This window comes from Clavibacter rahimiani (assembly GCF_052654495.1).
Genome location: NZ_CP199790.1, coordinates 2,555,938 through 2,577,300, shown reverse-complemented (window position 1 = coordinate 2,577,300; position 21,363 = coordinate 2,555,938). Strand labels below are relative to the sequence as shown.

Annotated in this window: 20 protein-coding genes and 2 pseudogenes; 14 read left to right on the top strand and 8 right to left on the bottom strand. The window is 73.3% G+C overall.

Annotation, left to right across the window (positions count from 1 at the left end; genetic code table 11):
* Window positions 1-107: 107 nt before the first annotated feature.
* The 6 genes and pseudogenes from arsB to ACT7CP_RS12170 form a co-directional block, all read left to right on the top strand.
* Complete coding sequence (gene arsB / locus ACT7CP_RS12195; RefSeq protein WP_445442433.1) at window positions 108-1,229, top strand: ACR3 family arsenite efflux transporter; 1,122 nt, start codon at window positions 108-110, stop codon at window positions 1,227-1,229.
* 30 nt (window positions 1,230-1,259) lie between these two features.
* Window positions 1,260-1,679, top strand: coding sequence for an arsenate reductase ArsC (locus ACT7CP_RS12190; protein WP_445442432.1), 420 nt, complete (start codon window positions 1,260-1,262; stop codon window positions 1,677-1,679).
* A 13-nt stretch (window positions 1,680-1,692) separates the two neighbouring features.
* Window positions 1,693-2,364 (top strand): arsenate reductase/protein-tyrosine-phosphatase family protein, encoded by a 672-nt coding sequence (locus ACT7CP_RS12185; RefSeq protein ID WP_445442431.1) that lies wholly within the window; start codon window positions 1,693-1,695, stop codon window positions 2,362-2,364.
* Complete coding sequence (gene trxB / locus ACT7CP_RS12180; RefSeq protein ID WP_445442430.1) at window positions 2,361-3,353, top strand: thioredoxin-disulfide reductase; 993 nt, start codon at window positions 2,361-2,363, stop codon at window positions 3,351-3,353. Before ACT7CP_RS12185 ends, trxB begins: the two co-directional genes overlap by 4 nt.
* A gap of 26 nt (window positions 3,354-3,379) precedes the next feature.
* A pseudogene (locus ACT7CP_RS12175) lies at window positions 3,380-4,704 on the top strand (FAD-dependent oxidoreductase).
* Between the two features lie 8 nt (window positions 4,705-4,712).
* A pseudogene (locus tag ACT7CP_RS12170) lies at window positions 4,713-5,189 on the top strand (GNAT family N-acetyltransferase); the annotation flags it as partial.
* Window positions 5,190-5,360: 171 nt separating this feature from the next.
* On the opposite strand, the gene ACT7CP_RS12165 reads toward ACT7CP_RS12170, so the two are convergent.
* Entirely contained in the window at window positions 5,361-6,806 is a 1,446-nt protein-coding gene (locus tag ACT7CP_RS12165) for a glycosyltransferase family 87 protein (protein WP_445442429.1), read from the bottom strand.
* A gap of 78 nt (window positions 6,807-6,884) precedes the next feature.
* Between ACT7CP_RS12165 and ACT7CP_RS12160 the strand changes: the two genes are divergently transcribed.
* Together ACT7CP_RS12160 and ACT7CP_RS12155 are read left to right on the top strand one after the other, a co-directional pair.
* Window positions 6,885-8,129: a molybdopterin-dependent oxidoreductase gene (locus ACT7CP_RS12160; RefSeq protein WP_445442428.1), complete on the top strand. Its 1,245-nt coding sequence runs from the start codon at window positions 6,885-6,887 to the stop codon at window positions 8,127-8,129.
* Window positions 8,126-8,590 carry a hypothetical protein gene (locus ACT7CP_RS12155; protein ID WP_445442427.1) on the top strand — a complete coding sequence of 155 codons (465 nt, stop codon included), beginning with the start codon at window positions 8,126-8,128 and terminating at the stop codon, window positions 8,588-8,590. Before ACT7CP_RS12160 ends, ACT7CP_RS12155 begins: the two co-directional genes overlap by 4 nt.
* Here the strand turns inward: ACT7CP_RS12155 and ACT7CP_RS12150 are convergent.
* Genes ACT7CP_RS12150 through ACT7CP_RS12140 form a run of 3 tightly spaced genes read right to left on the bottom strand, consistent with a single transcriptional unit; the run spans window position 8,539 to window position 10,621 of the window.
* Window positions 8,539-9,237 carry a class I SAM-dependent methyltransferase gene (locus ACT7CP_RS12150; RefSeq protein ID WP_445442426.1) on the bottom strand — a complete coding sequence of 233 codons (699 nt, stop codon included), beginning with the start codon at window positions 9,235-9,237 and terminating at the stop codon, window positions 8,539-8,541. The genes ACT7CP_RS12155 and ACT7CP_RS12150 overlap by 52 nt on opposite strands.
* Window positions 9,234-9,917: a TIGR04282 family arsenosugar biosynthesis glycosyltransferase gene (locus ACT7CP_RS12145; protein WP_445442425.1), complete on the bottom strand. Its 684-nt coding sequence runs from the start codon at window positions 9,915-9,917 to the stop codon at window positions 9,234-9,236. Before ACT7CP_RS12145 ends, ACT7CP_RS12150 begins: the two co-directional genes overlap by 4 nt.
* Window positions 9,914-10,621: a glycosyltransferase family 2 protein gene (locus tag ACT7CP_RS12140; protein WP_445442424.1), complete on the bottom strand. Its 708-nt coding sequence runs from the start codon at window positions 10,619-10,621 to the stop codon at window positions 9,914-9,916. The genes ACT7CP_RS12145 and ACT7CP_RS12140 overlap by 4 nt, the downstream gene beginning before the upstream one ends.
* Before the next feature lie 119 nt (window positions 10,622-10,740).
* On the opposite strand from ACT7CP_RS12140, the gene ACT7CP_RS12135 reads away from it, so the two are divergent.
* The 4 genes from ACT7CP_RS12135 to ACT7CP_RS12120 all read left to right on the top strand — a co-directional run bounded on the left by ACT7CP_RS12135 (window position 10,741) and on the right by ACT7CP_RS12120 (window position 14,816).
* On the top strand, window positions 10,741-11,577 hold the full coding sequence (locus ACT7CP_RS12135) for a response regulator transcription factor (RefSeq protein WP_445442423.1): 837 nt from the start codon (window positions 10,741-10,743) through the stop codon (window positions 11,575-11,577).
* Window positions 11,574-12,842: a sensor histidine kinase gene (locus ACT7CP_RS12130; RefSeq protein ID WP_413963704.1), complete on the top strand. Its 1,269-nt coding sequence runs from the start codon at window positions 11,574-11,576 to the stop codon at window positions 12,840-12,842. Before ACT7CP_RS12135 ends, ACT7CP_RS12130 begins: the two co-directional genes overlap by 4 nt.
* Window positions 12,839-14,458 carry a molybdopterin-dependent oxidoreductase gene (locus ACT7CP_RS12125; RefSeq protein WP_445442422.1) on the top strand — a complete coding sequence of 540 codons (1,620 nt, stop codon included), beginning with the start codon at window positions 12,839-12,841 and terminating at the stop codon, window positions 14,456-14,458. The genes ACT7CP_RS12130 and ACT7CP_RS12125 overlap by 4 nt, the downstream gene beginning before the upstream one ends.
* 100 nt (window positions 14,459-14,558) lie before the next feature.
* Window positions 14,559-14,816 (top strand): hypothetical protein, encoded by a 258-nt coding sequence (locus ACT7CP_RS12120; RefSeq protein ID WP_307506802.1) that lies wholly within the window; start codon window positions 14,559-14,561, stop codon window positions 14,814-14,816.
* 82 nt (window positions 14,817-14,898) lie between these two features.
* On the opposite strand, the gene ACT7CP_RS12115 is transcribed toward ACT7CP_RS12120, so the two are convergent.
* Window positions 14,899-15,585, bottom strand: coding sequence for a PadR family transcriptional regulator (locus ACT7CP_RS12115; RefSeq protein WP_445443986.1), 687 nt, complete (start codon window positions 15,583-15,585; stop codon window positions 14,899-14,901).
* Between the two features lie 271 nt (window positions 15,586-15,856).
* Between ACT7CP_RS12115 and ACT7CP_RS12110 the strand changes: the two genes are divergently transcribed.
* Both ACT7CP_RS12110 and ACT7CP_RS12105 read left to right on the top strand, forming a co-directional pair.
* On the top strand, window positions 15,857-16,546 hold the full coding sequence (locus ACT7CP_RS12110) for a hypothetical protein (RefSeq protein ID WP_445442421.1): 690 nt from the start codon (window positions 15,857-15,859) through the stop codon (window positions 16,544-16,546).
* A 196-nt stretch (window positions 16,547-16,742) separates the two neighbouring features.
* Window positions 16,743-17,954, top strand: coding sequence for a DUF2510 domain-containing protein (locus tag ACT7CP_RS12105; protein WP_445442420.1), 1,212 nt, complete (start codon window positions 16,743-16,745; stop codon window positions 17,952-17,954).
* Between the two features lie 98 nt (window positions 17,955-18,052).
* Here the strand turns inward: ACT7CP_RS12105 and ACT7CP_RS12100 are convergent, their stop codons facing one another.
* The 3 genes from ACT7CP_RS12100 to ACT7CP_RS12090 are packed head-to-tail and all read right to left on the bottom strand — an operon-like array spanning window position 18,053 to window position 21,249.
* The gene (locus ACT7CP_RS12100) at window positions 18,053-19,444 is read right to left on the bottom strand and encodes a hypothetical protein (RefSeq protein WP_445442419.1); all 1,392 of its coding nucleotides are present in this window, start codon (window positions 19,442-19,444) and stop codon (window positions 18,053-18,055) included.
* Between the two features lie 7 nt (window positions 19,445-19,451).
* Window positions 19,452-20,369, bottom strand: a complete 918-nt coding sequence (locus ACT7CP_RS12095; protein ID WP_445442418.1) for a TIGR03943 family putative permease subunit — start codon at window positions 20,367-20,369, stop codon at window positions 19,452-19,454.
* Window positions 20,356-21,249 (bottom strand): permease, encoded by an 894-nt coding sequence (locus ACT7CP_RS12090; RefSeq protein WP_445443985.1) that lies wholly within the window; start codon window positions 21,247-21,249, stop codon window positions 20,356-20,358. Before ACT7CP_RS12090 ends, ACT7CP_RS12095 begins: the two co-directional genes overlap by 14 nt.
* Between the last annotated feature and the right edge of the window lie 114 nt (window positions 21,250-21,363).

The following is a 21,363-nucleotide window of genomic DNA, read 5'->3' as shown; positions in this document are numbered from 1 at the left end:
GATCCTGGCACAGATTGACAGCTGTCGATGGGTTGCGTCATGCTCAACCCATCGACACTCGTCGATGGCTTCATGCTCGCGACTTCCGGAAGATGTGACACCTCTCGATGGCTTCTGCTGCTCCCGCCCCTGCCCGCCTCGGCACCACTGACCGGCTGCTGCCGGTGTGGATCCTCGCCGCGATGGGTGCCGGCCTCCTGCTGGCGGTGTTCGCGCCGGCGGTAGGGGAGGCGCTGCACGCGTTCAGCGTCGGGTCGGTGAGCGTGCCGATCGCGGTCGGGCTGCTGGTGATGATGTACCCGGTGCTCGCGAAGGTCCGCTACACCGATGCCCGCGCCGTCGCCGGCGACCGGCGGCTGCTGATCTCCTCGCTCGCGATGAACTGGATCGTCGGGCCCGCGCTCATGTTCGCCCTCGCCTGGCTGCTGCTGCCGGATCTGCCGGAGTACCGGACGGGCCTGATCATCGTGGGCCTCGCGCGCTGCATCGCGATGGTGCTGATCTGGAACGACCTCGCCTGCGGCGACCGGGAGGCCGCGGCGTTCCTCGTCGCGGTCAACAGCGTCTTCCAGGTCCTCGCGTTCGGCGCGCTCGGCTGGTTCTACCTCCAGCTCCTCCCGTCCTGGTTGGGACTTCCGACCACGAGCGCGGAGTTCTCGTTCTGGGCCATCACCGCATCCGTGCTGGTGTTCCTCGGGATCCCGCTGCTCGCTGGGTACCTGTCCCGCCGTATCGGGGAACGTGCCAAGGGGCGCACCTGGTACGAGGACCGGTTTCTGCCGAAGGTCGGACCGTTCGCCCTCTACGGGCTGCTGTTCACCATCGTGATGCTGTTCGCCCTCCAGGGGCAGCAGGTCATCGACCGGCCGCTGGACGTGGTCCGCATCGCGATCCCGCTGGTCATCTACTTCGCCGTCACGTTCCTCGTCGGGTTCCTGCTCGGCAAGGCCGTCGGTCTCGGCTACGAGCGCACCACGACCCTCGCGTTCACCGCGGCGGGCAACAACTTCGAGCTCGCCATCGCGGTCGCGATCGGGACGTTCGGCGCCACCTCCGGGCAGGCCCTCGCGGGCATCGTCGGCCCGCTGATCGAGGTCCCGGCGCTGCTCGCGCTCGTCTACGCCGCCCTGTGGCTGCGCCCGCGCCTGTTCCCCACCCGCACCACGGACCCGGTCACCGCCGCCGATCCTGCCGTCTCTGCCCTCGACCCGGTCGCCGACCGGGCCTGACCTTCCACCGCACACGTCAAGGAGTCTTCGATGACCGACACCACCGCTGCCCCCACTGTCCTGTTCGTCTGCATCCACAACGCCGGCCGCTCGCAGATGGCCGCCGGGTACATGCGCGAGCTCTCCGCAGGCGCCGTCCAGGTCCGCTCCGGCGGCTCGGAGCCTGGCGATCAGATCAACCCCGTCGCGATCCAGGCGATGGCCGAGGAGGGCATCGACATCTCCCAGGCCGTCCCGCAGCTGATGACCACCGAGCAGGTCCGCGACTCCGACGTCGTCATCACCATGGGCTGCGGCGACGTGTGCCCGATCTTCCCCGGCAAGCGGTACGAGGACTGGGAGCTCACCGACCCCAAGGGCAAGGGCCTGGATGAGGTCCGCCCCATCCGCGACGACATCAAGAACCGCGTGCAGAAGCTCCTCGCCGAGCTCCTGCCCGCCACCGTCTAGGAGCCCTGACACCATGACCGACATGAGCACCCGCCGGGGAATGCTCGGCCTGACCTACCCGGAGGGCTACCTCGCCCGCCTCGCGGACGAGCTCAGCACCCGCTTCTCCGGGATCTTCGCCAAGGAGACCGTCGAGCGGTACGTGCTGGAGTCCTACACGGGGCTGCTGCGCACCTCGAAGGTGAAGGCGCACCTCGCGAACCAGACCGTCCGCTTCGCCACCGACCGCCTCACCGCCCTCGCGCAGGCCAAGGGCGCCCTCGCGCACGACGTGCCGGAGATCCTGTTCATCTGCGAGCAGAACGCCGGCCGCTCCCAGATGGCCGCGATCCTCACCCACACCATGTCCGCCGGCCGCGTCCACGTCCGCTCCGCCGGATCCATGCCCGCCGCAGAGCTCAACCCCGCCGTCGTCACCGCCATCGGTGAGCTCGGGCTCGACATCACCGAGGCGTTCCCGAAGCCCCTCACCGACGACGTCGTGCAGGCCGCGGACGTGGTCGTCACGATGGGCTGCGGCGACGCGTGCCCCATCTACCCGGGCAAGACCTACCAGGACTGGGACCTCACCGACCCCGCCGGCCTGCCCCTGGAGGAAGTCCGCACCATCCGCGACCAGATCGCGGAGCGGGTCGAGGCGATGCTGGCCGGCCTCGGCATCGAGACGACGGCACCCACCTCATGAGCGACCAGGTGATCGAGAACGTCGTCGTGGTCGGCTCCGGCCCCTCCGGCTACACGGCCGCGATCTACCTCGCCCGGGCAGGCCTTGACCCGATCGTGCTCACCAGCAGCGTCGAAGCCGGCGGTGCACTCGTGAACACCACGGAGGTCGAGAACTTCCCCGGCTTCCCCGACGGCATCATGGGCCCGGACCTGATGGACAACATGCGCCGCCAGGCCGGACGGTTCGGCGCCCGCATCGTCTACGACGACGCCACCGCACTGGATCTCACCGGGGACGTGAAGAGCATCACCACCGGCAACGGGAACACGTACCGGGCGCACACGGTGGTCCTCGCGATGGGATCCGCGTACCGGAAGCTCCGCGTCCCCGGCGAGCAGCGCCTCACCGGGCACGGGGTGTCGTGGTGTGCGACCTGCGACGGGTTCTTCTTCCGCGGCAAGGACGTCGCCGTCGTCGGCGGCGGCGACTCCGCCCTCGAGGAGGCCATGTTCCTCACCCGCTTCGCCGCAACCGTCACCCTCATCCACCGCCGCGACGCACTACGGGCGTCGCGCATCATGCAGGACCGGGCGCTGGCGAACCCGAAGATCCGCATGCTCTGGAACACCGAAGTCACCGAGGTAGTCGGCGACGACGCGATGACCGGCCTCGCGCTCCGGGACACCGCCACCGGAATCACGTCGGCGATCCAGGCGCAGGGCCTGTTCATCGCCGTCGGCCACGACCCCCGCTCCGAGCTCGTCACCGGACAGGTGGATCTCGACGCTGACGGGTACATCCTCGTGGACGCCCCCACCACGCTGACGAACCTGCCCGGGGTGTTCGCTGCCGGCGACCTCGTCGACCACCGGTACCGGCAGGCGATCACCGCCGCCGGCACCGGCTGCTCGGCCGCCGAGGACGCCGAGCACCACCTCGCACTCCACGGCCTCGCCACCTACGCGCAGGCCGAGACTGCTGGACTGGACGCGTCCGTCCCCGCGTGAGCGGAGACACCATCAAGGAGCACCACATGTCGATGACCCTCACCGTCCCGCCTCGCACGGACGAGCGACGCCTCACGGGGCTGCCCGTCGCGATCATCGGCGCCGGCCCCGTCGGGCTCGCCGCGGCCGCGCAGCTGCTCGAGCGCGGCATCGACGTCATCGTCTACGAAGCAGGCGACACCGCCGGCGCCGCCGTCCGGCAGTGGGGCCACACGCGCCTGTTCTCCCCGTGGGAGTACCTCGTCGACGACGCCGCGGCCCGACTCCTGGATGCCGCCGGCTGGGATGCGCCGGCGGCGAGGCGCCTCCCGACGGGGCATGACCTCGTCGACAGCTACCTCGCACCGTTGGCCGCGACCCCGGAGCTCGTGCCGCGGATCCGGTACGGGACCCGGGTGCAGGCGGTCACCCGGCAGGGCATGGACCGCACCCGCTCCACCAAGCGCGGATCCGCCCCGTTCCTCCTCCGCCTCGACACCACGGCCGGTGTCGAGGACGTCCTCGCCCGGGCCGTCATCGACACCTCCGGCACCTACTCCTCCCCGAACCCCCTCACCTCCAACGGCCTCGCACCGGCGGTCCCGGCCGAGGTCGCGGAGCGGATCAGCCATGCCCTGCCCGACGCCAGGGTGCGGACCGGGCCCGGTTCGCTGGCCGGCACGTGGTCGTCGTCGGCGCCGGCCACTCGGCCGCGAACACGCTCCTCAATCTCGCCGCCCTCGCCCGTGAAGAACCCGGCACCACCATCACCTGGGCCATCCGCTCCACCAGCCCCGTCCGCGTCTACGGATCTGCGCGCGACGAGCTGCCCGAGCGCGGCGCCCTCGGTGGTGTCCTCCACGACCTCGTCCGCCAGGGCGCCATCACCCTCATCGACCGGTTCGAGATCGACCAGGTCACCGCCGCCGACGAGGACCGGGTGGCGCTTCTCGGCCGTCGCCGGAACGACCCGTACCGGGTCGAGGCCGACGTCGTCGTCAACGCGACCGGGTTCCGCCCGAACCTCGACATGCTGCGCGAGATCCGCCTGTCGCTGGACGAGATCGTCGAAGCACCCCGCCTGCTCGCGCCGCTGATCGACCCGAACCTGCACTCCTGCGGCAGCGTCCCGGCCCACGGCGTCGCCGAGCTCGCCCACCCGGAGCCCGGGTTCTTCATCGCCGGCATGAAGAGCTACGGCCGCGCGCCCACGTTCCTGCTCGCCACCGGGTACGAGCAGGTCCGCTCCATCGCTGACGAGCTCGCCGGGGACCACGACGCTGCCCGCCGCGTGCAGCTCGTGCTCCCCGAGACCGGGGTGTGCTCGACCGACATCGGCACCGGATCCGACGGCTCGGGCTGCTGCGCGTGATCCGCCCCATGACCCCGGCGGACTGGGGCGCGGTCCAAGCCGTCCACCAGGAGGGCATCGAGACCGGACACGCGACCTTCCAGACGGCGCCGCCCGCGTCGTGGGACGAGTTCGACGCCGGCAAGCTCGACGTCGCCCGCCTGGTCGCGGTCGACGGCGACCGGGTCCTCGGCTGGGTCGCCCTCTCCCCGACGTCGACCCGGGAGGTGTATCGGGGCGTCGTCGAGCACTCCGTCTACGTCGCCGCCGCTGCGCGTGGCCGCGGCGTCGGCCGTGCCCTGCTCGAAGCGCTCACCGAGGCGGCCGACGCGTCGGACATCTGGACGATCCAGGCGAGCACGTTCCCCGAGAACACCGCCACCATCGCCCTCCACGCGGCCGCCGGCTTCCGCCGGGTCGGCACCCGGGAACGCGTCGCCCGCATGGCGTACGGCCCGCTCGCCGGCACCTGGCGCGACACCGTCCTCATCGAACGGCGCCGCCCGCATCACCTCGACGCGCGTCGGAGTCGACAGGCCGACGACGCCACCCCGCCCCCGGGAAGCGCGCGGGGTGCTGAGCGAGCAAGGCCGTCGGGCGGACCATGACCGGCTCGACTCGGTGTTGTGCTGAGCCGACGGGCTCGCATCGGATCGTGGCGGCGGCTGCTCCGGAGGTCAGGCGCCGGGCCCATCCGTCGTCACGCGCTCCCGGCCGAGCCGCCGCCGCACGGCCGCGGGCACGAGACGCCGCCGCCCGTCCGGGCCGAGGCGCACGAGCGAGCCGGCCACGACGATCGCCAGCGCCGCCACGAGCGCGATCTGCCACGCCCAGATGTCCGGCGCGAACAGCCGGATCGCCAGCGCGCCGACGACGGCGAACCACTCGCCGCGGCCCGTCATGGCGATGAACGGGATGAGCAGCAGCGCGTACCAGGAGTAGCGCGGGCTGACGGCGAGGAGCGTGACGCCGATCATCACGACCTGGCCGAGCCACGGATCCGCCGGGTCCGTCCGCCACCAGACGAGCGCCGCCGTGACCGCGAGGATCAGCGCGACCGCGACCAGCCCGAGGCGCCCGGGCACGACGAGCTCCACGAGCGGGAACCGGCCGCCGTCCTCGTAGCCCTCCTCCTGCAGGTAGCCCGGCAGGTAGCCGAGCACGGCGATCCCGGTCGTGAGCACGTAGGGCACGTAGAGCAGCGCGAAGGTCACGACCGCGGCGGTGATCACCTTCCACGGCTGCCGACGCAGCAGCGCGGGCGCCGCGATCACGGGGATGAGCTTGGTGGCGATGGCCGCGCCGAGCGCGATGCCGCCCCGCCAGCGCATCCCGCCGGCGACGAGCAGCGAGGCCGCGAGCGCGAGCAGCGCGCCGAGCGCGTCCACGTGCGAGTTGGTGACGACCTCGCTCGCGACGAGCGGGCACCACGCCCAGAGCGCGGCCCACCACACGGGTCGGCCGCGCGTGCGGAGCGCGCGCACGAGCAGGAGCGTGACGGCCGTCATCATCAGGAGCCCGGCGGCCTGGAAGACCCAGTACTCCGCGGTCGCGGGCACGACGCCGCGCACGCCCGCGAAGAACAGCTCGGCCATGGGCGGGTAGATGGTCGGGACGTGCGGGCGGTTGAGGGCCGTGCACATCGGCTCGCCCGTCCGGTCCTCGCGCAGGCCCTGGATCCGGGTGCCCGTGCAGGTCGCCGAGCCGTCGGCCCGGGCGACGGTGTCGGGGTACAGCCAGGCGGGCCGGAGCTCCCGCAGCGCGGGATCGGCGGGCGTGTACCGGTACGGCGACTCGCCCGCGTTCTGCACGATGCCGTCCCAGGCGTAGCGCGCGGAGTCGGTGCTGGTGTTCGGCGGGCCGGCCATCGCGGCGGCGCCGAGGCCCACGGATCCGAGGATGATGAGCGCTGCGGCCGATCGGGCGGGCAGTCTCCGCACCAGGAGCACCGCGGCTCCGAACACCACCCAGAGCACGACGACGAGCCAGAAGAACGGCGCGGCACCCTCGCGACGGAAGAACGCCTCGTCGTCGGCCTCGCCGAACAGATCGAACGCGACCACCGACCACCCGGTGAGCGCGGCCAGGACGAGCAGGACGAAGGCGGTGAGGGCGGTGCGCACACCCCATCTTGGCGGCCGTGCCCCGGACGATCGCCGCACGACCCCGACCACCCACCCCCGAGACGCCGGAAGGCCCCCATGCGGACGCTGATGCACGAGGCCCGACGGCGCCTGGCCTCGCCCGCGCGCACGACGCGCCTCGCGGTGGTGATCGGCCGCCTCCTCGGCCTCGCCTTCCTGGTCTGCTTCGCGACCGGCCTCTACAGCCACTACCTGCAGGAGCCGCTGCCGTGGATGCGCTTCCCGACGGCGCCCGTCTCGCTGTACCGGGTGTCGCAGGGGATCCACATCGCGGCGGGCATCGCGTGCGTGCCGCTGCTGCTCGCCAAGCTCTGGATCGTCTTCCCCGAGCTGCTCACGTACCCGCCCGTGACCGGGGTCGTCTCGTTCCTCGAGCGCGCGTCGATCGCCGTGTTCGTGGGGGCGTCACTCCTCGAGGTGGCCATCGGCCTCCTCAACACCTTCCAGTGGGTGCCGTTCCCCTTCTACTTCCGGCAGACGCACTGGGCGCTGGCGTTCGTGGTGGTCGGGTCGCTGGCGATCCACATCGGCGTGAAGCTGCCCGCGATCGCCGGGCACTGGCGGCGCGGGCAGGCGGACGAGTCGCCCATCGTCGAGGACGAGGCAGCCGTCGAGGCGCCCGTGGCCGTCGCGGCCGCGTCCGCGCCCCGCGGCGTCACCGGCCGGGTCATCGCCTGGATCGACGACACCCCCGTCACGCCCGCCCCCGTCGCGCGCCGCGGGTTCCTCGTGGCGGTCGGCGCGTCCGTCGCCGCGGTCGTGGGCCTCACCGCCGGGCAGTCCTTCCGGATCCTCGCCCCGTTCAACGCCTTCGGCCCGCGCGTCATGGGCACCGGTCCGCAGGCGCTCCCCGTCAACCGCACGGCCGAGGCCGCCGGCGTGACCGAGTCCGCGGTGGATCCCGCGTGGACCCTCACCGTGACCGCCGGATCCGCCTCGCGCGCCTTCACGCTGGCGGACCTCCGCGGCATGGAGCTCGTCACCGCGACGCTGCCCATCGCCTGCGTCGAGGGCTGGAGCCAGTCGGCGACCTGGCGCGGCGTGCGGCTGAAGGACCTGATGGACGCGGTCGGGGCCGACCCTGGCGCGCGCCTCCGCGTCACGAGCCTCGAGCAGCGCGGCGGCTTCCGGCGCACCGAGATGGGCCCGGAGTACGTGCGCGACCCGCTCACCCTCGTCGCGCTCGAGCTCGACGGCGCGCCCCTCGACATCCAGCACGGCTACCCGGCGCGCATGATCGCGCCCGGGCGTCCCGGCGTGCTGCAGACCAAGTGGCTCTCGACCCTGGAGGTGGTGTCATGACCGGCACCCGGCGGATCCTCGCGGCACGCGTGATCCTCATCGCCGTCGGCGTGGTCGGCCTCGCCGTCGGCGTCCGCACGCTGCTCGACACGCAGCGCACCGACCAGGTGATCGGCGTCGCCGTGTTCCTGCTGCTCGCGATCCTCGTGCACGACGCGATCCTGTCGCCCGTCGTCTTCGCGGCGGGCCTGCTGCTGCGGAAGGCCGGCCGGCGGCTGCCCCCGGGCGCGCTCGTGATCGTGCAGGCGGGCGTCGTCGTGATGGCCGTCATGACGCTCGTGGTCGTGCCGGAGATCCGGGCCCGGGCGATCGGCAACGAGAACCCGACGATCCTCATCGCCGACTACGCGCCGCGCCTCGCGCTGATGTGGCTGGCCACCGCGGTGGCGACGGCCGTGATCGCCGCGCTCTACGCGCGGACGAGGCGGCAGAAGGACCGGCCCTCGGTCTCCCACGACTGATCGAGCACGAGGCCCGCGTCGGCGGCCATGCGCGCGACGGCGTCGCGGCCGACCTGCGCCCACGGGAAGGGATCGCTCGCGCGGCCCTGGCCGTCCTCGACCGTGCACTCGAAGGTGCGGTCGCGGGCGGGATCCGGGTGGGTCTCCACCACGAGCGCGCCCTGGTCGTCGAGCAGCTCGCCACACCGGGCGAGGAGCGCGGCCGCGTCGCCGCCGATGCCGATGTTGCCGTCGAGGAGGAGCAGGGTGCCCCAGCCGCCCTCGCGGGGCAGGCGCTCGAAGACGGAGCGGTGGAGGACGGGGAGGCCCTGGCCCGCGGCCATCTCGACCACGGTGGGGGAGACGTCGATGCCGAGGGCGCCGAGGCCGGCGTCCATGGCCGCGCGGACCATGCGGCCCGGGCCGCAGCCGATGTCGAGGACGGGGCCGGCCGCGTCGGCGAGGAGGCTCGCGTCGACCGCGTCGGCGTCGGCGCTCCAGCGGCTGATGTCGATGACCTCGGCGCTGTCGTCGTCCGCCGCGAGCGACAGGAAGAGGACCTCGCCCGCGTCGCGGAGCGCCCGGGCGTACGGCTCGCCGCCTCCGGATCCGAAGGTGCGGCCGCGCGACGCCGCGCGGTCATCGGGGTGGTCGACGGCCAAGCTCATGCGGGGTCCCCCTGCGGTGGTGCGGTCGGTGCGGACGCGTCGCGGGTGTCCGCGGCGGTCATCAGGGTTCGGAGCGCGACCGCGAAGCGATGGGCGGGCGCGGCCACGGCGGCCTCCCGCGCGTCGTCGACGGTGTCCACGTCGGTGAGCTCGGGCAGCATCGCGACGTCGAGCCCGGCGTCGATCAGGCGCGAGAGCTGCACGGCGCCGGTGTCGTCGCGCGACATGGGGACGCCGCGCACGAGGGCGCCGTCGGGATCCCGCAACCCGAGCGCCCAGAAGCCGCCGTCGTTCGCCGGGCCGAACCAGGCGTCGGGCCCGCGGGCGCCGTCCGCCCAGGAGTCGAGCACGGGGCGGAGCAGGTCCGCGGTGAGCTGCGGGGTGTCCATGCCGACGAGGAGGACGGGGCCGTCGAGCGCGTCGAACATGGCGGCGAGCCGCTCATCGAGGTCGCCCGCGACCTGCGGGATCACGTCGTAGCCGGCGGCCTCGGCGGGCGGGGTCGTGCCGTCGAAGAGGAGGACGCGGCGGTCGGGGGCGGCGGCGTCGACGGCGGCGAGCGTGTCGGCGAGGGCCGCGGACGCGAGCTCGGCCGCCTCCTCGAGCGTGAACGGCGGGTGCAGGCGCGTCTTCACGCGGCCCGGGATGCACTCCTTGGCGATGACGACGACGGCGGTCACGCGGCTCCTCCCGGGGTGCGGTCGGCGCCGGCGGCTGCGGCGCGCGCCTCGGCGAGCACGCGCGACATGTCGCGCACCGCCTGGACGGTCCCCCGCACGGTGCCGGTCACCTTGGAGCGCCCCACGCGCGGCGCGTACGGCATCTCCACCTCCAGGATGCGCCACTCGGCCGCCGACGCCCGCAGCAGCATCTCCAGCGGATAGCCGCTGCGCCGGTCGAGGATCCCGAGGCCGAGCAGCTCGGTGCGCCGGCCGCAGCGCATCGGGCCGAGGTCGTGCAGCGGCACCCCGGTGATCCGCCGGAGCCGTCGCGCGAGCTCCAGGTTCGCGATCCGTGCGTGCAGCGGCCAGGCGCCGCGCGTCGACGGGATCCGGCGCCCGAGCACGAGGTCGCGCTCGCCGTGCCGCACGGGGTCGACCACGCGGGGGAGGAGCACGGGATCCATCGACGCGTCGGCGTCGCAGAACGCGACGAGCGGCGCCGTCGCGGCCTCGAGCCCCGCGTGCGCGGCCGCGCCGAACCCGCGGCGGGACTCCGTCACCACGAGCGCGCCGTGCTCCCGCGCGACCTCGGCGGAGCGGTCGGTGGATCCGTTGTCGACCACGATCGCGCGGTACCCCTCCGGCAGGCGGCCGAGCACCCAGGGCAGGGCCTCCTCCTCGTCGAGGCAGGGGAGGACCACGTCCACGAGCGCTTGCGTCATCCGTCGAGCCTAGGAGCCCGCGCCGCCCGCGGGCGCCGCCGGGGCCCGAGGGGTGACGGCTCGCTCGCAAGCCGGACACGCCCGGGCTCACATCAGGGACCGGCGCATATCCTGGCCGGGTGAGCCCCACCTCCGATCCCGCGCGCGTCGACGCGGCACGCCCCGAGTCCGCGCGCACCGACCCGACGCGGCAGGACCCCCTGCGCGGCCGCCGCATCCTCGTGGTCGAGGACGACCCGACCGTGAACGAGGTCGTGTGCCGCTACCTCAAGGCGTCCGGCTTCCAGGTGGAGACGGTCGCCGACGGCCTGGAGGCCGTGCGCGTCGCCACCGAGCGCATGCCCGACCTCGTCGTGCTCGACCGCATGCTCCCCGGCCTCGACGGCCTCGAGGTGTGCCGCCGGATCCGCGCGGAGCACCCCGAGTCGCCCGTCCCCGTCGTCATGCTCACGGCGCTCGGCCAGGGCGAGGACCGCGTCAACGGCCTCGACGCCGGCGCCGACGACTACCTCGCCAAGCCCTTCTCCCCGCGCGAGCTCGTGCTGCGCGTGCGCGCCGTCCTCCGCCGCACCGTGCCGGAGGCCCAGCCGGAGCCCGCGTTCGTCGCGGGCCCGTTCGTGCTCGACCTCGGGGCGCGCGAGATCCACCAGGCGGGTGCGATGCTCTCGCTCACCTCCCGCGAGTTCGACCTCCTCGCCTTCCTCCTGCGGAACCCGCGCCGCGTCTTCGGGCGCGACGACCTGCTCCGCTCGGTGTGGGGCTGGGAGATCGGCGACCTCTCCACGGTCACGGTGCACGTGCGGCGCCTGCGGGAGAAGATCGAGGCGGATCCCGCGCACCCCGTGCTCCTCGGCACCGTGTGGGGCGTGGGCTACCGCTTCGACCCGGACGCCGCGACGCCGGCGACGCCCGCCGCGACGGCCGCCCCCGCGACGCCCGCCGGGAGCGACGCGTGACCCCCGACTCCTTCCTCATCGTCGTCCTGACGGCGCTCGTCTGCGCCGCGGTCGTCGGCCTCGGCGCGAGCGTCCTGCTGCGCCTGCTCCGCCGCCGCTCGCTCGTGCTGCAGATCTGCGTGGTCGCGCTCGCCGCCGTGCTCTCGGTCGTCGGCGGCATGGTCGCCGTCACCGCGACGATGCTCGTCGACGACGCCGGCCTCAGCGCGTTCCTCTCCGTCGCCGCCGTCTCCGCGCTCGTCTCCCTCGTGATGGCCGCCATGCTCGGCATGACCCTCGTGCGCGGCAGCCGCGAGCTCGGCCGCTACGCCGCGTCCATGGGCGAGGAGGCCGCCGTCGAGCCCGGCCGCCCCACCAGCACCGAGTTCGCCCAGCTGGCGCGCGAGCTGAGCGCGGCCAACCGCCGCCTCGCCGACGCGCGCGACCGCATGGAGGCGCAGGAGCGCAGCCGCCGCGAGCTCATCGCGTGGATGTCGCACGACCTGCGCACGCCGCTCGCCGGGATCCGCGCCATGGCGGAGTCCCTCGAGGACGGCATGGTCGACGACGAGCACCGCTACTTCCGGCAGATCCGCGTGCAGGCGAACCGCCTCAACGGCATGGTGGACGACCTGTTCGAGCTGTCGCGCATCAACTCGGGCAGCCTCGAGCTCGCCGTCGAGCGCGTCTCCCTCTACGACGTCGTGAGCGACACCGTCGCCGAGCTCGGGCCGGTCGCGCAGGCGCGCCAGGTCGACCTCCGCGGCGTGACCGCGCACGACGACCTCGTGGTGCAGGGCGACCCCCGCGAGCTGTCGCGCGTGGTCGGCAACCTCGTCATGAACGCGATCCAGCAGTCGCTCCCGGGCGGCCGCATCGTGATCTCCGCGCACCGCGACTCCGGCAACCTCGCCGTCCTCTCCGTCGAGGACACCGCGGGCGGCATCCCCGAGGACGACCTCCCGCGCGTGTTCGACGCGGGCTGGCGCTCCACCGGATCCCGCACCCCGCGCGCCTACGCCGGGAGCGCCGCGCAGCGGGCCGCCCTCGGTCCGGACTTCCCCGAGCCCGCGCCCGCCGACGAGGCCGCCGAGCCGGATCCCGCGGTGCAGGCCGAGTCCACCCACGACGGCGGCTACGCGTCGGGCGGCGGCGGCGCGGGCCTCGGCCTCGCGATCGTCCGCGGCATCGTGCGCGCCCACGACGGCGACGTCACCGTCCAGAACGTCGACGGCGGCTGCCGCTTCGACGTGATCCTGCCGTACAGCAAGCCGGTCACCGCGTGACCCGCACGGCCCTCCGCGCGTGGTCCGCGTTCCTGGGGGTCGTCGCGGCGCTGGCCGTCCTGGCGGTCGCCGAGATCGCGGCCGCCTTCGTCGCGCCCGCGGCGAGCCCGGTCCTCGCGGTCGGCGCGCTCGTCATCGACCTCGTGCCGCCGGGTGTGAAGGACGCGGTGATCGCCCTGTTCGGCACGGGCGACAAGGTCGCGCTGATCGTCGTGCTCGGCGTCGTCGTGCTCGTCGCGGCCGCGCTCGCCGGGATCCTGCAGGTGCGCCGCCCGCCGCTCGGCGTGGTCGTGCTCGCGCTGTTCGCCGGCATCGCCGTCCTCGCCGCGACCACGCGCGCCGGGGCGACGGGCGCCGCCGCGATCCCGACGATCGTCGGGATGCTGGCAGGCGTCTTCATCCTCCACCGCGGCGCCGACCGCCTCCGCGACTGGCGGGACGCGGCCGACCGCGCGTCCGCCGCGTCGGCCGAGGCGGCCGAGCCCGTGCGCGCCATCGTCCGTCCGGCCGCGCGCGCCCCGCTCACGTCCGGCGGCGGCGCCCGCGTCGAGCGCCGCACCTTCCTCGTGATGACCGTGGTCGCGGGCGTCGCGTCCGTCGTCGCCGGATCCGTGGCCCGGGGCCTCAACGCCGCCGCCGCACGCGTCGACGACTTCCGCCGCACCCTCGTGCTCCCGCGCGCCGCCGCCCCCGCCGCCGCGATCCCCGCCTCAGCCGAGCTCGGGATCCCCGGCCTCGCGCCCTTCGTCACGCCGTCGGGCGACTTCTACCGCATCGACACGGCGCTGCAGGTGCCCTCGGTCGACGCCGCGTCCTGGCGGCTGCGGATCACCGGCATGGTCGAGGAGGAGGTCGAGATCTCCTTCCGGGAGCTGCTCGCCCTGCCCCTCGAGGAGCACGTCGCCACGCTCGCGTGCGTGTCGAACGAGGTCGGCGGCAAGCTCATCGGCAACGCGACGTGGCTCGGCTACCCCATCCGGCTGCTCCTCGAGCGCGCACGCCCGACCGCCGGCGCCGACATGGTGCTCTCCACCAGCCAGGACGGTTGGACCGCGAGCACGCCCCTCGAGGCGCTCACGGATCCCGACCGGGCATCGATCCTCGCGGTAGGCATGAACGGCGAGCCCCTCCCGCAGCAGCACGGCTTCCCCGTGCGGATGGTGGTGCCCGGCCTCTACGGCTACGTCTCGGCGACCAAGTGGGTCACCGAGCTGAAGGTCACGACCTTCGCCGACGACGTCGCCTACTGGTCGACGCGCGGCTGGACCGAGCGCGGCCCCATCAAGACGGGCTCCCGCATCGACACCCCGCGCTCCGGCGTGCGGGTCGACGCCGGCCGCGTCGCGGTGGCGGGGATGGCGTGGGCGCAGCACACCGGCATCGAGCGCGTCGAGGTGCGCGTCGACGAGGGCGACTGGGTCGAGGCGACGCTCGGCGACGGCGTGGGAGCCGACACATGGCGGCAGTGGTCGTACGCGTGGGACGCGACGAGCGGATCCCATCGCGTGGAGGTGCGCGCCACCGACACGACGGGTGCGACGCAGACCTCCGACGAGGCGCCGCCCGCGCCCGACGGCGCGACCGGCTGGCACGGGGTCACGGTCTCCGTCGCCTGATCCGCCTCCCCGCGTCTCGATCCCGGGTCGTCCGGAGCGAGGGCGCGTACCGTCGAGGGGCGGCGCGACCGCGCCGCATCGACCAGCAGAGGAGAGCACCGTGAGCGACATCGAGAACCCCCGCGATCCCGCGGACCGCGACCTGGACGACACCGGCATCGACGAGGAGGAGGCCGTGGGCACCGACGGGCGCGACGCCGCGGAGGCGGTCGACGCCGAGCGCGTCGTGCCGCTCGACGACGACTCCGTCGCGGACGACGACGCGGACGACGACGGCCTCGGCATCGACATCACGCAGTCGGACGGCCCGTACCTCGAGTCGGGCGACGACCTCGACACGGGGGCCGCGATCAGCTGATCCCGCCTCCCGCACGCACGACGACGGCCCCCGCCGCAGCGGGGGCCGTCGTCGTGCGCGGCGCGGCTGCGCCGGACGGGGATCAGTCGGCGAGGATCGCGTACAGCGCGCGCCGCGTCTCGTCGAGCTTCGCCGCCGCGGCCTGGCGCTGGGCGTCGGTCGCGTCGTGCATGAGGGGCTTCACCACGCCCATGAGCTTCATGAGGCTCGTCTGGAACGCGTCCTCGCCCTCGGACTTGTCGGTGGTCGCGGCCCAGGCGGCGTCGATCTCGGCCTGGTGCTCGGCGACGTGCGCGCGGCCCGCGTCGGTGAGGGAGTAGACGCTCTTGGCGCTGGACTCGTCGGCGACGATGAGGTCCTCGTCGACGAGCTGCTGGAGCGTGGGGTAGACGGATCCGGGGCTCGGACGCCAGGCGCCCTCGCTCTTCGCGGCGATGCCGGTGATGAGGCCGTAGCCGTTCGAGGGGGCCTCGGCGAGGAGCGAGAGGATCGCGAGCCGGACGTCGCCGCGGCGGGCGCGACCCCGTCCGCCGCGTCCGCGGCCCGGGCCGAAGCCGGGGCCGCCGAAGCCGCCCATGCCCGGGAAGCCCGGGAAGCCGGGGAAGCCGGAGCCGCCCTCGCCGGGGTGGAAGCCGCGGGCGAGGGGGTGGCCCGGCATGAACCGCGGGCGGCCGCTGCCGTGGTGCTGCATGCGGGGCTCGTGGCGTTCGGCGGGGGATCCGTCGTGGGAGCGGGACGACCCGTGGTCGTCGTGGTGGTGGTGGTGGATGCGCATGAGCGCTCCTTCCGGTCAAGTGATGTCGGGGATCGCGGCGTGCTGTCGCGATGTAGCGACGATATATCGGCGACAGTCGGGATGTCAAGACCTCCGGGGAGCCCGTGCAGTGCTCCGCCCCGTGATCTCGGGGGAGCGGCCGCCCAACCTGGCGTTCCCCTGGGAAAGGAGCGCGTTCCCCAACCCGTTCCGCCGTGGTGCCGAAGTCCCTGTGTCGCCCGGGGGTACCGGGCGGATCCCCAGTCCACACAGCGAAGGAAATCCCATGCGCAACCTCACCAAGTCCGTCTTCGGCCTCGCCACCGCCGGCTTCCTCGTCGTCGGCCTCGCCGCCTGCTCCACCCCCGCCGAGACCCCGTCCTCCTCGTCCGCCGCGCCGTCCGCGTCGGCCACGACCGAGGCGAACCCCACCCCGCTCGCGTCCATCCCGACCCTCACCGGCGTCGACACCAAGGTCACCCTCGACGCCGGCTTCGCCAGCGCCCTCACGACCCTGGGCCTGACCCCCGGCGTCATCGGCGGAGCGACCCTCGACGCCGCCACCGGCACCCTCGCGTTCCCCATCACCGGCGGCAACGTGGACTACTTCGACCCCGAGATGGACTACCGCCCCTACGTCCAGGGCGAGATCGACCACGCCGGCTCCGGCATCAGCCTCACCGCCGGCGAGACCGTCGTGAAGCTCACCGACTTCGTCATCGACCCCGGAACCAGCCGCCTCACGGGCTCGGTCCAGGTCGGCGAGGGCGAGATCATGAACGACGTCTACATCTTCAACCTCGACGGCACGACCCTGAAGCCCCTTGCCATGGAGGGCGACAACGCCGTCCTCGAGGGCACCACGGTCAAGGTCAGCCCCGACGCCGCCGCGCTGCTGAACAGCACCTTCGGCACCGACGCGGTCACCGACGAGCTCGTCGTCGGCATCGCGAAGATCACCGTCAACACCAAGTAGCACCCACCCGGCACACGCCGGGACAGCACCACCTGCGATCACAGCGGAACGCATCGACGGCCTCGTCTCCCCTCCGGGAGCCGGGGCCGTCGGCGCGTGCGGGCGCCGTGCGCCGACGTCCTGCCCGCCGCTCGGAGTCCGGAGTGCCCCCGGACGGGGTCTGTTCCCATGGGCACGACACGACCAGGCTGACGAGGTGACCGCGACTGCGCCCGGGTGGTTCCCCGATCAGACCGATCCCGACCTCGAGGTGTACTGGGATGGCTCGAAATGGACGGGCGAGCGCCGCAACGTGCAGCGGGATGCGACGCCGAACGCTGTCCCAGTCGCACATGACGCGGACGCCCTCCCATCGCCCGAAGGGTCGCGCGAGGCCGAGCACCACTCCACATCGGCTGCCCCATCCACTGGAGCTCGGGATGTGCCGCCTGGTTTGGCCTTCATCCGCTCCGTCCGAGGGAGGTGGATCAGCGGCGGCATCGCCCTCCTGCTGCTCCTCGTCGCGGTGGGCATCCCCCTGGTCGTCGGAGGAATCGAGACTCAGCAGAGGGAGCAGGCGACAGCCCGTGAGGAACAGGTGCGTACTGCCCGCCTAGCGAATGACGCCCGGTCCGACGCGCTCGTCTCTCGCGACGAGACCCTGGCTACGGCCCGTGCGTTCGTGCTCACGGATCTCAGCTATGCCCCGGGGGACACCATCGCCGATCTGGCGAAGGCCATCAAGGAGCTCGAGGACGTCTCGGTCACCGACACCGACGCCATCAACTCGGCTGTGGTGCGCGTGAAGAACGGCATGACGAACGTGGGGAAGCCGTACACGTGGTCGATGTCCTGCACGGACTCGGCGTACAAGTCTCATGACTTCGCCGACTTCAGGGCGGTGTGGGCGTCGACGCTGCCCTTGAGCCGCTGCGAGGCCGGGACGAAGAGCGGCACCTTCTACACCGAGGCGCAGAGGGCCGCGCTCTCGTCAGGAGCCATCACCAGTCTCGACGGCAACGGCACGCTGCAGAGCATCTGCGCTTCGCTCGGTTTCGGGAGCTACGCGAACATGGCGACCTACAGCGCGAGCCAGGCCAAGGAGCTCACGGGAGCCCTCACCATCTGCCCGGACCACCCCAAGGCGGCAGACGTCCGAGCGCGGGTGGACAGCTCCCTCGCGGAAGAAGCCGCTCTCGCCGACGGCAGGGCGTTCGGCGCAGGTGTCAAGCGCATCGGTGAGGACATCCAGCCGGGGACCTACGTCACGGAGGGGGAACTCGACGGCTGCTACTGGGAGCGGACGGACGCTGCGGGCGAGATCATCGACAACAACTTCATCAGCAGCGGCCTCCGTGCGGAGGTGGTCATCCGATCGGGTGACTACTCCTTCACCTCGACCTCGTGCGGGACCTGGCGGAAGCAGTGACACCCGGCGGAGTCCTCGCCGCGATGTGAAGGGGAGTGATCCGGCGAGGCGATCGAGTGCGGCCACGTGCCGGCTCACCCGTGCCGTGCGCGCAGAGGTCAGCCGATCGTGACCTCGAAGCCCGCGACGCTGCGGGTCACGGTGCCCGTCGCGAGCTCGACGAGGAGCGTGGTCACCGTCGTGTCGCGCGGGTTCCGCGGGTAGTCATCGCTCGCGCCGCGCGCCGGATCCGGGACGGTCTCGAGCAGCGCGAAGCGGCCGTTGGGCGTGACGGTGAGGCCCGTGATGCGGGTCGCCGGATCCGCGGGCACGTACACGTCGCTCGCCGTGCCGCCGCGCACGACCACCAGGCGCTGGGTCGCGGCGCCGGTCGAAGGATCGAGCGCCGTGCGCACGCGGAGGACCGCGGCGTCGTCGCCGGGCACGAAGGAGATCGCCCCGTCGTACTGCAGGTCGGCGCCGCCGGTCTCGGTGGGCAGCGTCGTCTGCTCCGCGGTGCGGAGGTCGATCTCGGTCGTCGAGCCGGGGTCCGTCACCGCGAGGCGCGTGCCGTCGGCGGAGAACGGGCCGAGCGTGCCGTGGCGGCCGAGCGGGACGATGGGCGTGGATCCGTCGACCGTCACCAGGAAGAGGTCGCCGTCCTGCCCGTGCGCCACGAGCTGCGGCCGGCCGGGCACGAAGCCCCAGGCCTGCACGCTGAGGTCCTGCCCGTCGAGCCCGACCACGGCCGTGGGCGCGGCGCCGGACGCGACGTCGTCGACCATGAGCGCGTCGTCGTAGCGGTCGCCGTCGGCGCTCGTGAAGCGGAAGCCGACCGTGGTGCCCGCGTCCTCGGCGTGGAGGTCCTGCAGCGTGCCCCGGTCGGGGAGCGGCAGGGGCACCTGGCCGGATCCGTCGAGCGCGGCGATCACGAGGCCGTTCGTGCCGTCGTCCTCGAGCGTCGCGACCACGAGCGACTGGCCGACGACCGCGTACTCCTGGATCTTGGTGGCCTCGAACACCACGTCGCTCGCGCCGGACCCGGTGCCGGCCACCGTCTGCCGCACGATGCGGTCGGCCTGCTGCTCGCCGCCGCGGATGAGGACGTACATGCCCGGGTCGCCCGTGCGGAAGGACGTGCGGAGGTCGGACGCGGGCCCGCCGCCGACGCCCTGGACGCCGTCGATCGCGACCGTGTAGTCGGCGTCGTAGGCGAGTGGGCGGGCGAAGTCGATGATGATCCGGTCGGCCTGCGTGTCCACGCTGAAGTCGGCGCCGGGCTCCATCCGGATCCGCGACGCGTCGACGGGCTGGAGCGGCCGGTTCGCCGCGAGCACGAGCCGCTGGCGGGACTGCTGCACGACGGCGAGCGGATCCACGTCGGTGCGCACGAGCCGCGGTCCCTGGCTGCCGGCGACGGCGAGCAGGCCCCCGCAGACGAGCGTGAGCACGACGATCACGGCGGTGAACGCCCGGCGGAAGGCGCGCGGGGAGGCGGCGGCGTCGGTCACGGGCGGCTCAGTAGACGTAGGGGTCGGCCGGCTGCTCGACCTGCTCGACGCCCTGCGGCATCACCGCGAGCGGCTGGCGGCTCTTCGCGCTCGGGTTCGAGGCGAACGGGCCGGTGACGCGCACCCATTCGTCGATCTCCAGCGTGGACGCCCAGCCCGGCTGGTAGACGGGCACGCCGACGGGCTGCGCGTCGACCGCGCAGCACGTGACGACGAAGCGCGTCACGTAGAAGACGTCCTCCGGGTCGTCGGGGTCGGCGCTCACGAAGCCCGTGACGTCGACGGACTTGGACGTGAAGAAGGTCGGGTCGGTGGTCTGCGAGAGGAGCACCGACCAGTCCTTGACGCCCAGCGTGGAGAAGTCGCTCGTGCCGAGGAGCTCCTCGTCGGGCGCGGCGTCGGAGGCGACCGTGCTCGAGTTGAGGGCGCGCTGCGTGACCGTGCTCGAGGTGAGGGTGCGCGGCGGGAGGACGAGGACCGCGACGACGGTGATCGTCACGACGCCCGCGACGGCGAGGCGCCCGACGCGCGCGCGGAGGTGCCGGCGGTCGGCCGACGGGGTCGCGGGAGGGGCGGCAGCGGCGAGGCCGAGCGGGTCGTGGTCGTGCGCGTGGTCGTGCTCCTCCGCGGCGTCGGCGGGGCGCAGCGCGAAGCCGGCGACGGTGGCGACCAGGCCGATCACGGCCATGATGCCGGTGAAGACGAAGTAGCGCGGGTGGATGTAGAGGCCGAGCTGTCCGGTGATCGTGAGCCACAGCGTCGAGACGACGCACGCCGCGAGCAGCACGAGGCCCACCGTGGAGGAGGCGCGCCCGCCGGCCGCGCGGCGGCGTCCGACCGGGCGCAGGGCGAAGGAGGTCCGGCCGTCGGGGGTGCGGCCGTCGGGCTGCTGGTCCTCGGGCATCCGGTCGTCAGGCGATCGCATTGACACCCCATCCCAGCGCGAGGCTGATCAGCGCGACGACCGAGGTGATCATCACGAGCGTGCGGGTCGAGTAGGTGGTGCGCATGAGCGCGAGCATCTTCACGTCGATGACCGGGCCGAACACGAGGAACGCGACGATGCCGCCGGGCAGGAACACGGATCCGAACGAGAGCACGAAGAACGCGTCCACGTTGGAGCAGACCGAGACGACGAAGGCGAGGAGCATCAGCGCGAGCACGGACAGGATCGGGCTGCCGCCGAGCGTGACGAGCACCTCGCGCGGCACGGCGACCTGGATGAGGCCGGCCAGCAGGGAGCCGATGACGAGCGCCGGCATGATCGTGGTCGCCTCGCGGCCGAACAGCGAGATCGACTTCCGGACGCGCGCGCTGCCGTGCGCGTGCGTGTCGGGCAGGGCGCACTCGGCGCGGAACTCGTCGGTGAGGAGCCGGTCGGGCTGCGGGTGGAGGCTGAACAGCCAGCCGACCACGTTCGCGATGAGGAAGCCGCCGACGATCCGGGCCACGAGGATCCAGCCGTCCCAGCCGAAGGCCGCGTGCGTCGTGATGATGGTGATCGGGTTGAGGATCGGCGCCGCGAGCAGGAACGTGATCGACTCTGGCACCGTGAAGCCGCGCACCACGAGCCCGCGCGCGAGCGGCACGTTGCCGCACTCGCAGACGGGCAGCGCCATGCCGAGGAACGAGATGCAGGCGCGGCGCGCGAACGGGTTGCGGGGGAGGCGGCGCTCGATGACGCCCGGCGGCACCCACACCTGCACGGCGATCGACAGGACGATGCCGAGGATCACGAACGGCAGCGACTCCACGATGACGCTCACGGACAGCGTGACGAGGTCCTGCAGCCGGTCGGGCAGCACGCTGTCGCCGAGGGCGGGGGAGGCGGCGCGGAGGGCGAGCAGTAGGAGGACGAGGGCGAGGCCCGTCGCGAGGCCGCTGCGGAGGCCCGTGGGGGTCGCGGGGCGGGAGGGGCC

What these genes read in the sequence shown, in the direction of transcription:
- arsB (WP_445442433.1), top strand. Translation starts at nt 108, where the DNA reads ATGGCTTCTGCTGCTCCCGCCCCTGCCCGCCTCGGCACCACTGACCGG.
- ACT7CP_RS12190 (WP_445442432.1), top strand. Translation starts at nt 1,260, where the DNA reads ATGACCGACACCACCGCTGCCCCCACTGTCCTGTTCGTCTGCATCCAC.
- ACT7CP_RS12185 (WP_445442431.1), top strand. Translation starts at nt 1,693, where the DNA reads ATGACCGACATGAGCACCCGCCGGGGAATGCTCGGCCTGACCTACCCG.
- trxB (WP_445442430.1), top strand. Translation starts at nt 2,361, where the DNA reads ATGAGCGACCAGGTGATCGAGAACGTCGTCGTGGTCGGCTCCGGCCCC.
- ACT7CP_RS12160 (WP_445442428.1), top strand. Translation starts at nt 6,885, where the DNA reads ATGCGGACGCTGATGCACGAGGCCCGACGGCGCCTGGCCTCGCCCGCG.
- ACT7CP_RS12155 (WP_445442427.1), top strand. Translation starts at nt 8,126, where the DNA reads ATGACCGGCACCCGGCGGATCCTCGCGGCACGCGTGATCCTCATCGCC.
- ACT7CP_RS12150 (WP_445442426.1), bottom strand. Translation starts at nt 9,237, where the DNA reads ATGAGCTTGGCCGTCGACCACCCCGATGACCGCGCGGCGTCGCGCGGC.
- ACT7CP_RS12140 (WP_445442424.1), bottom strand. Translation starts at nt 10,621, where the DNA reads ATGACGCAAGCGCTCGTGGACGTGGTCCTCCCCTGCCTCGACGAGGAG.
- ACT7CP_RS12110 (WP_445442421.1), top strand. Translation starts at nt 15,857, where the DNA reads ATGCGCAACCTCACCAAGTCCGTCTTCGGCCTCGCCACCGCCGGCTTC.
- ACT7CP_RS12095 (WP_445442418.1), bottom strand. Translation starts at nt 20,369, where the DNA reads ATGCGATCGCCTGACGACCGGATGCCCGAGGACCAGCAGCCCGACGGC.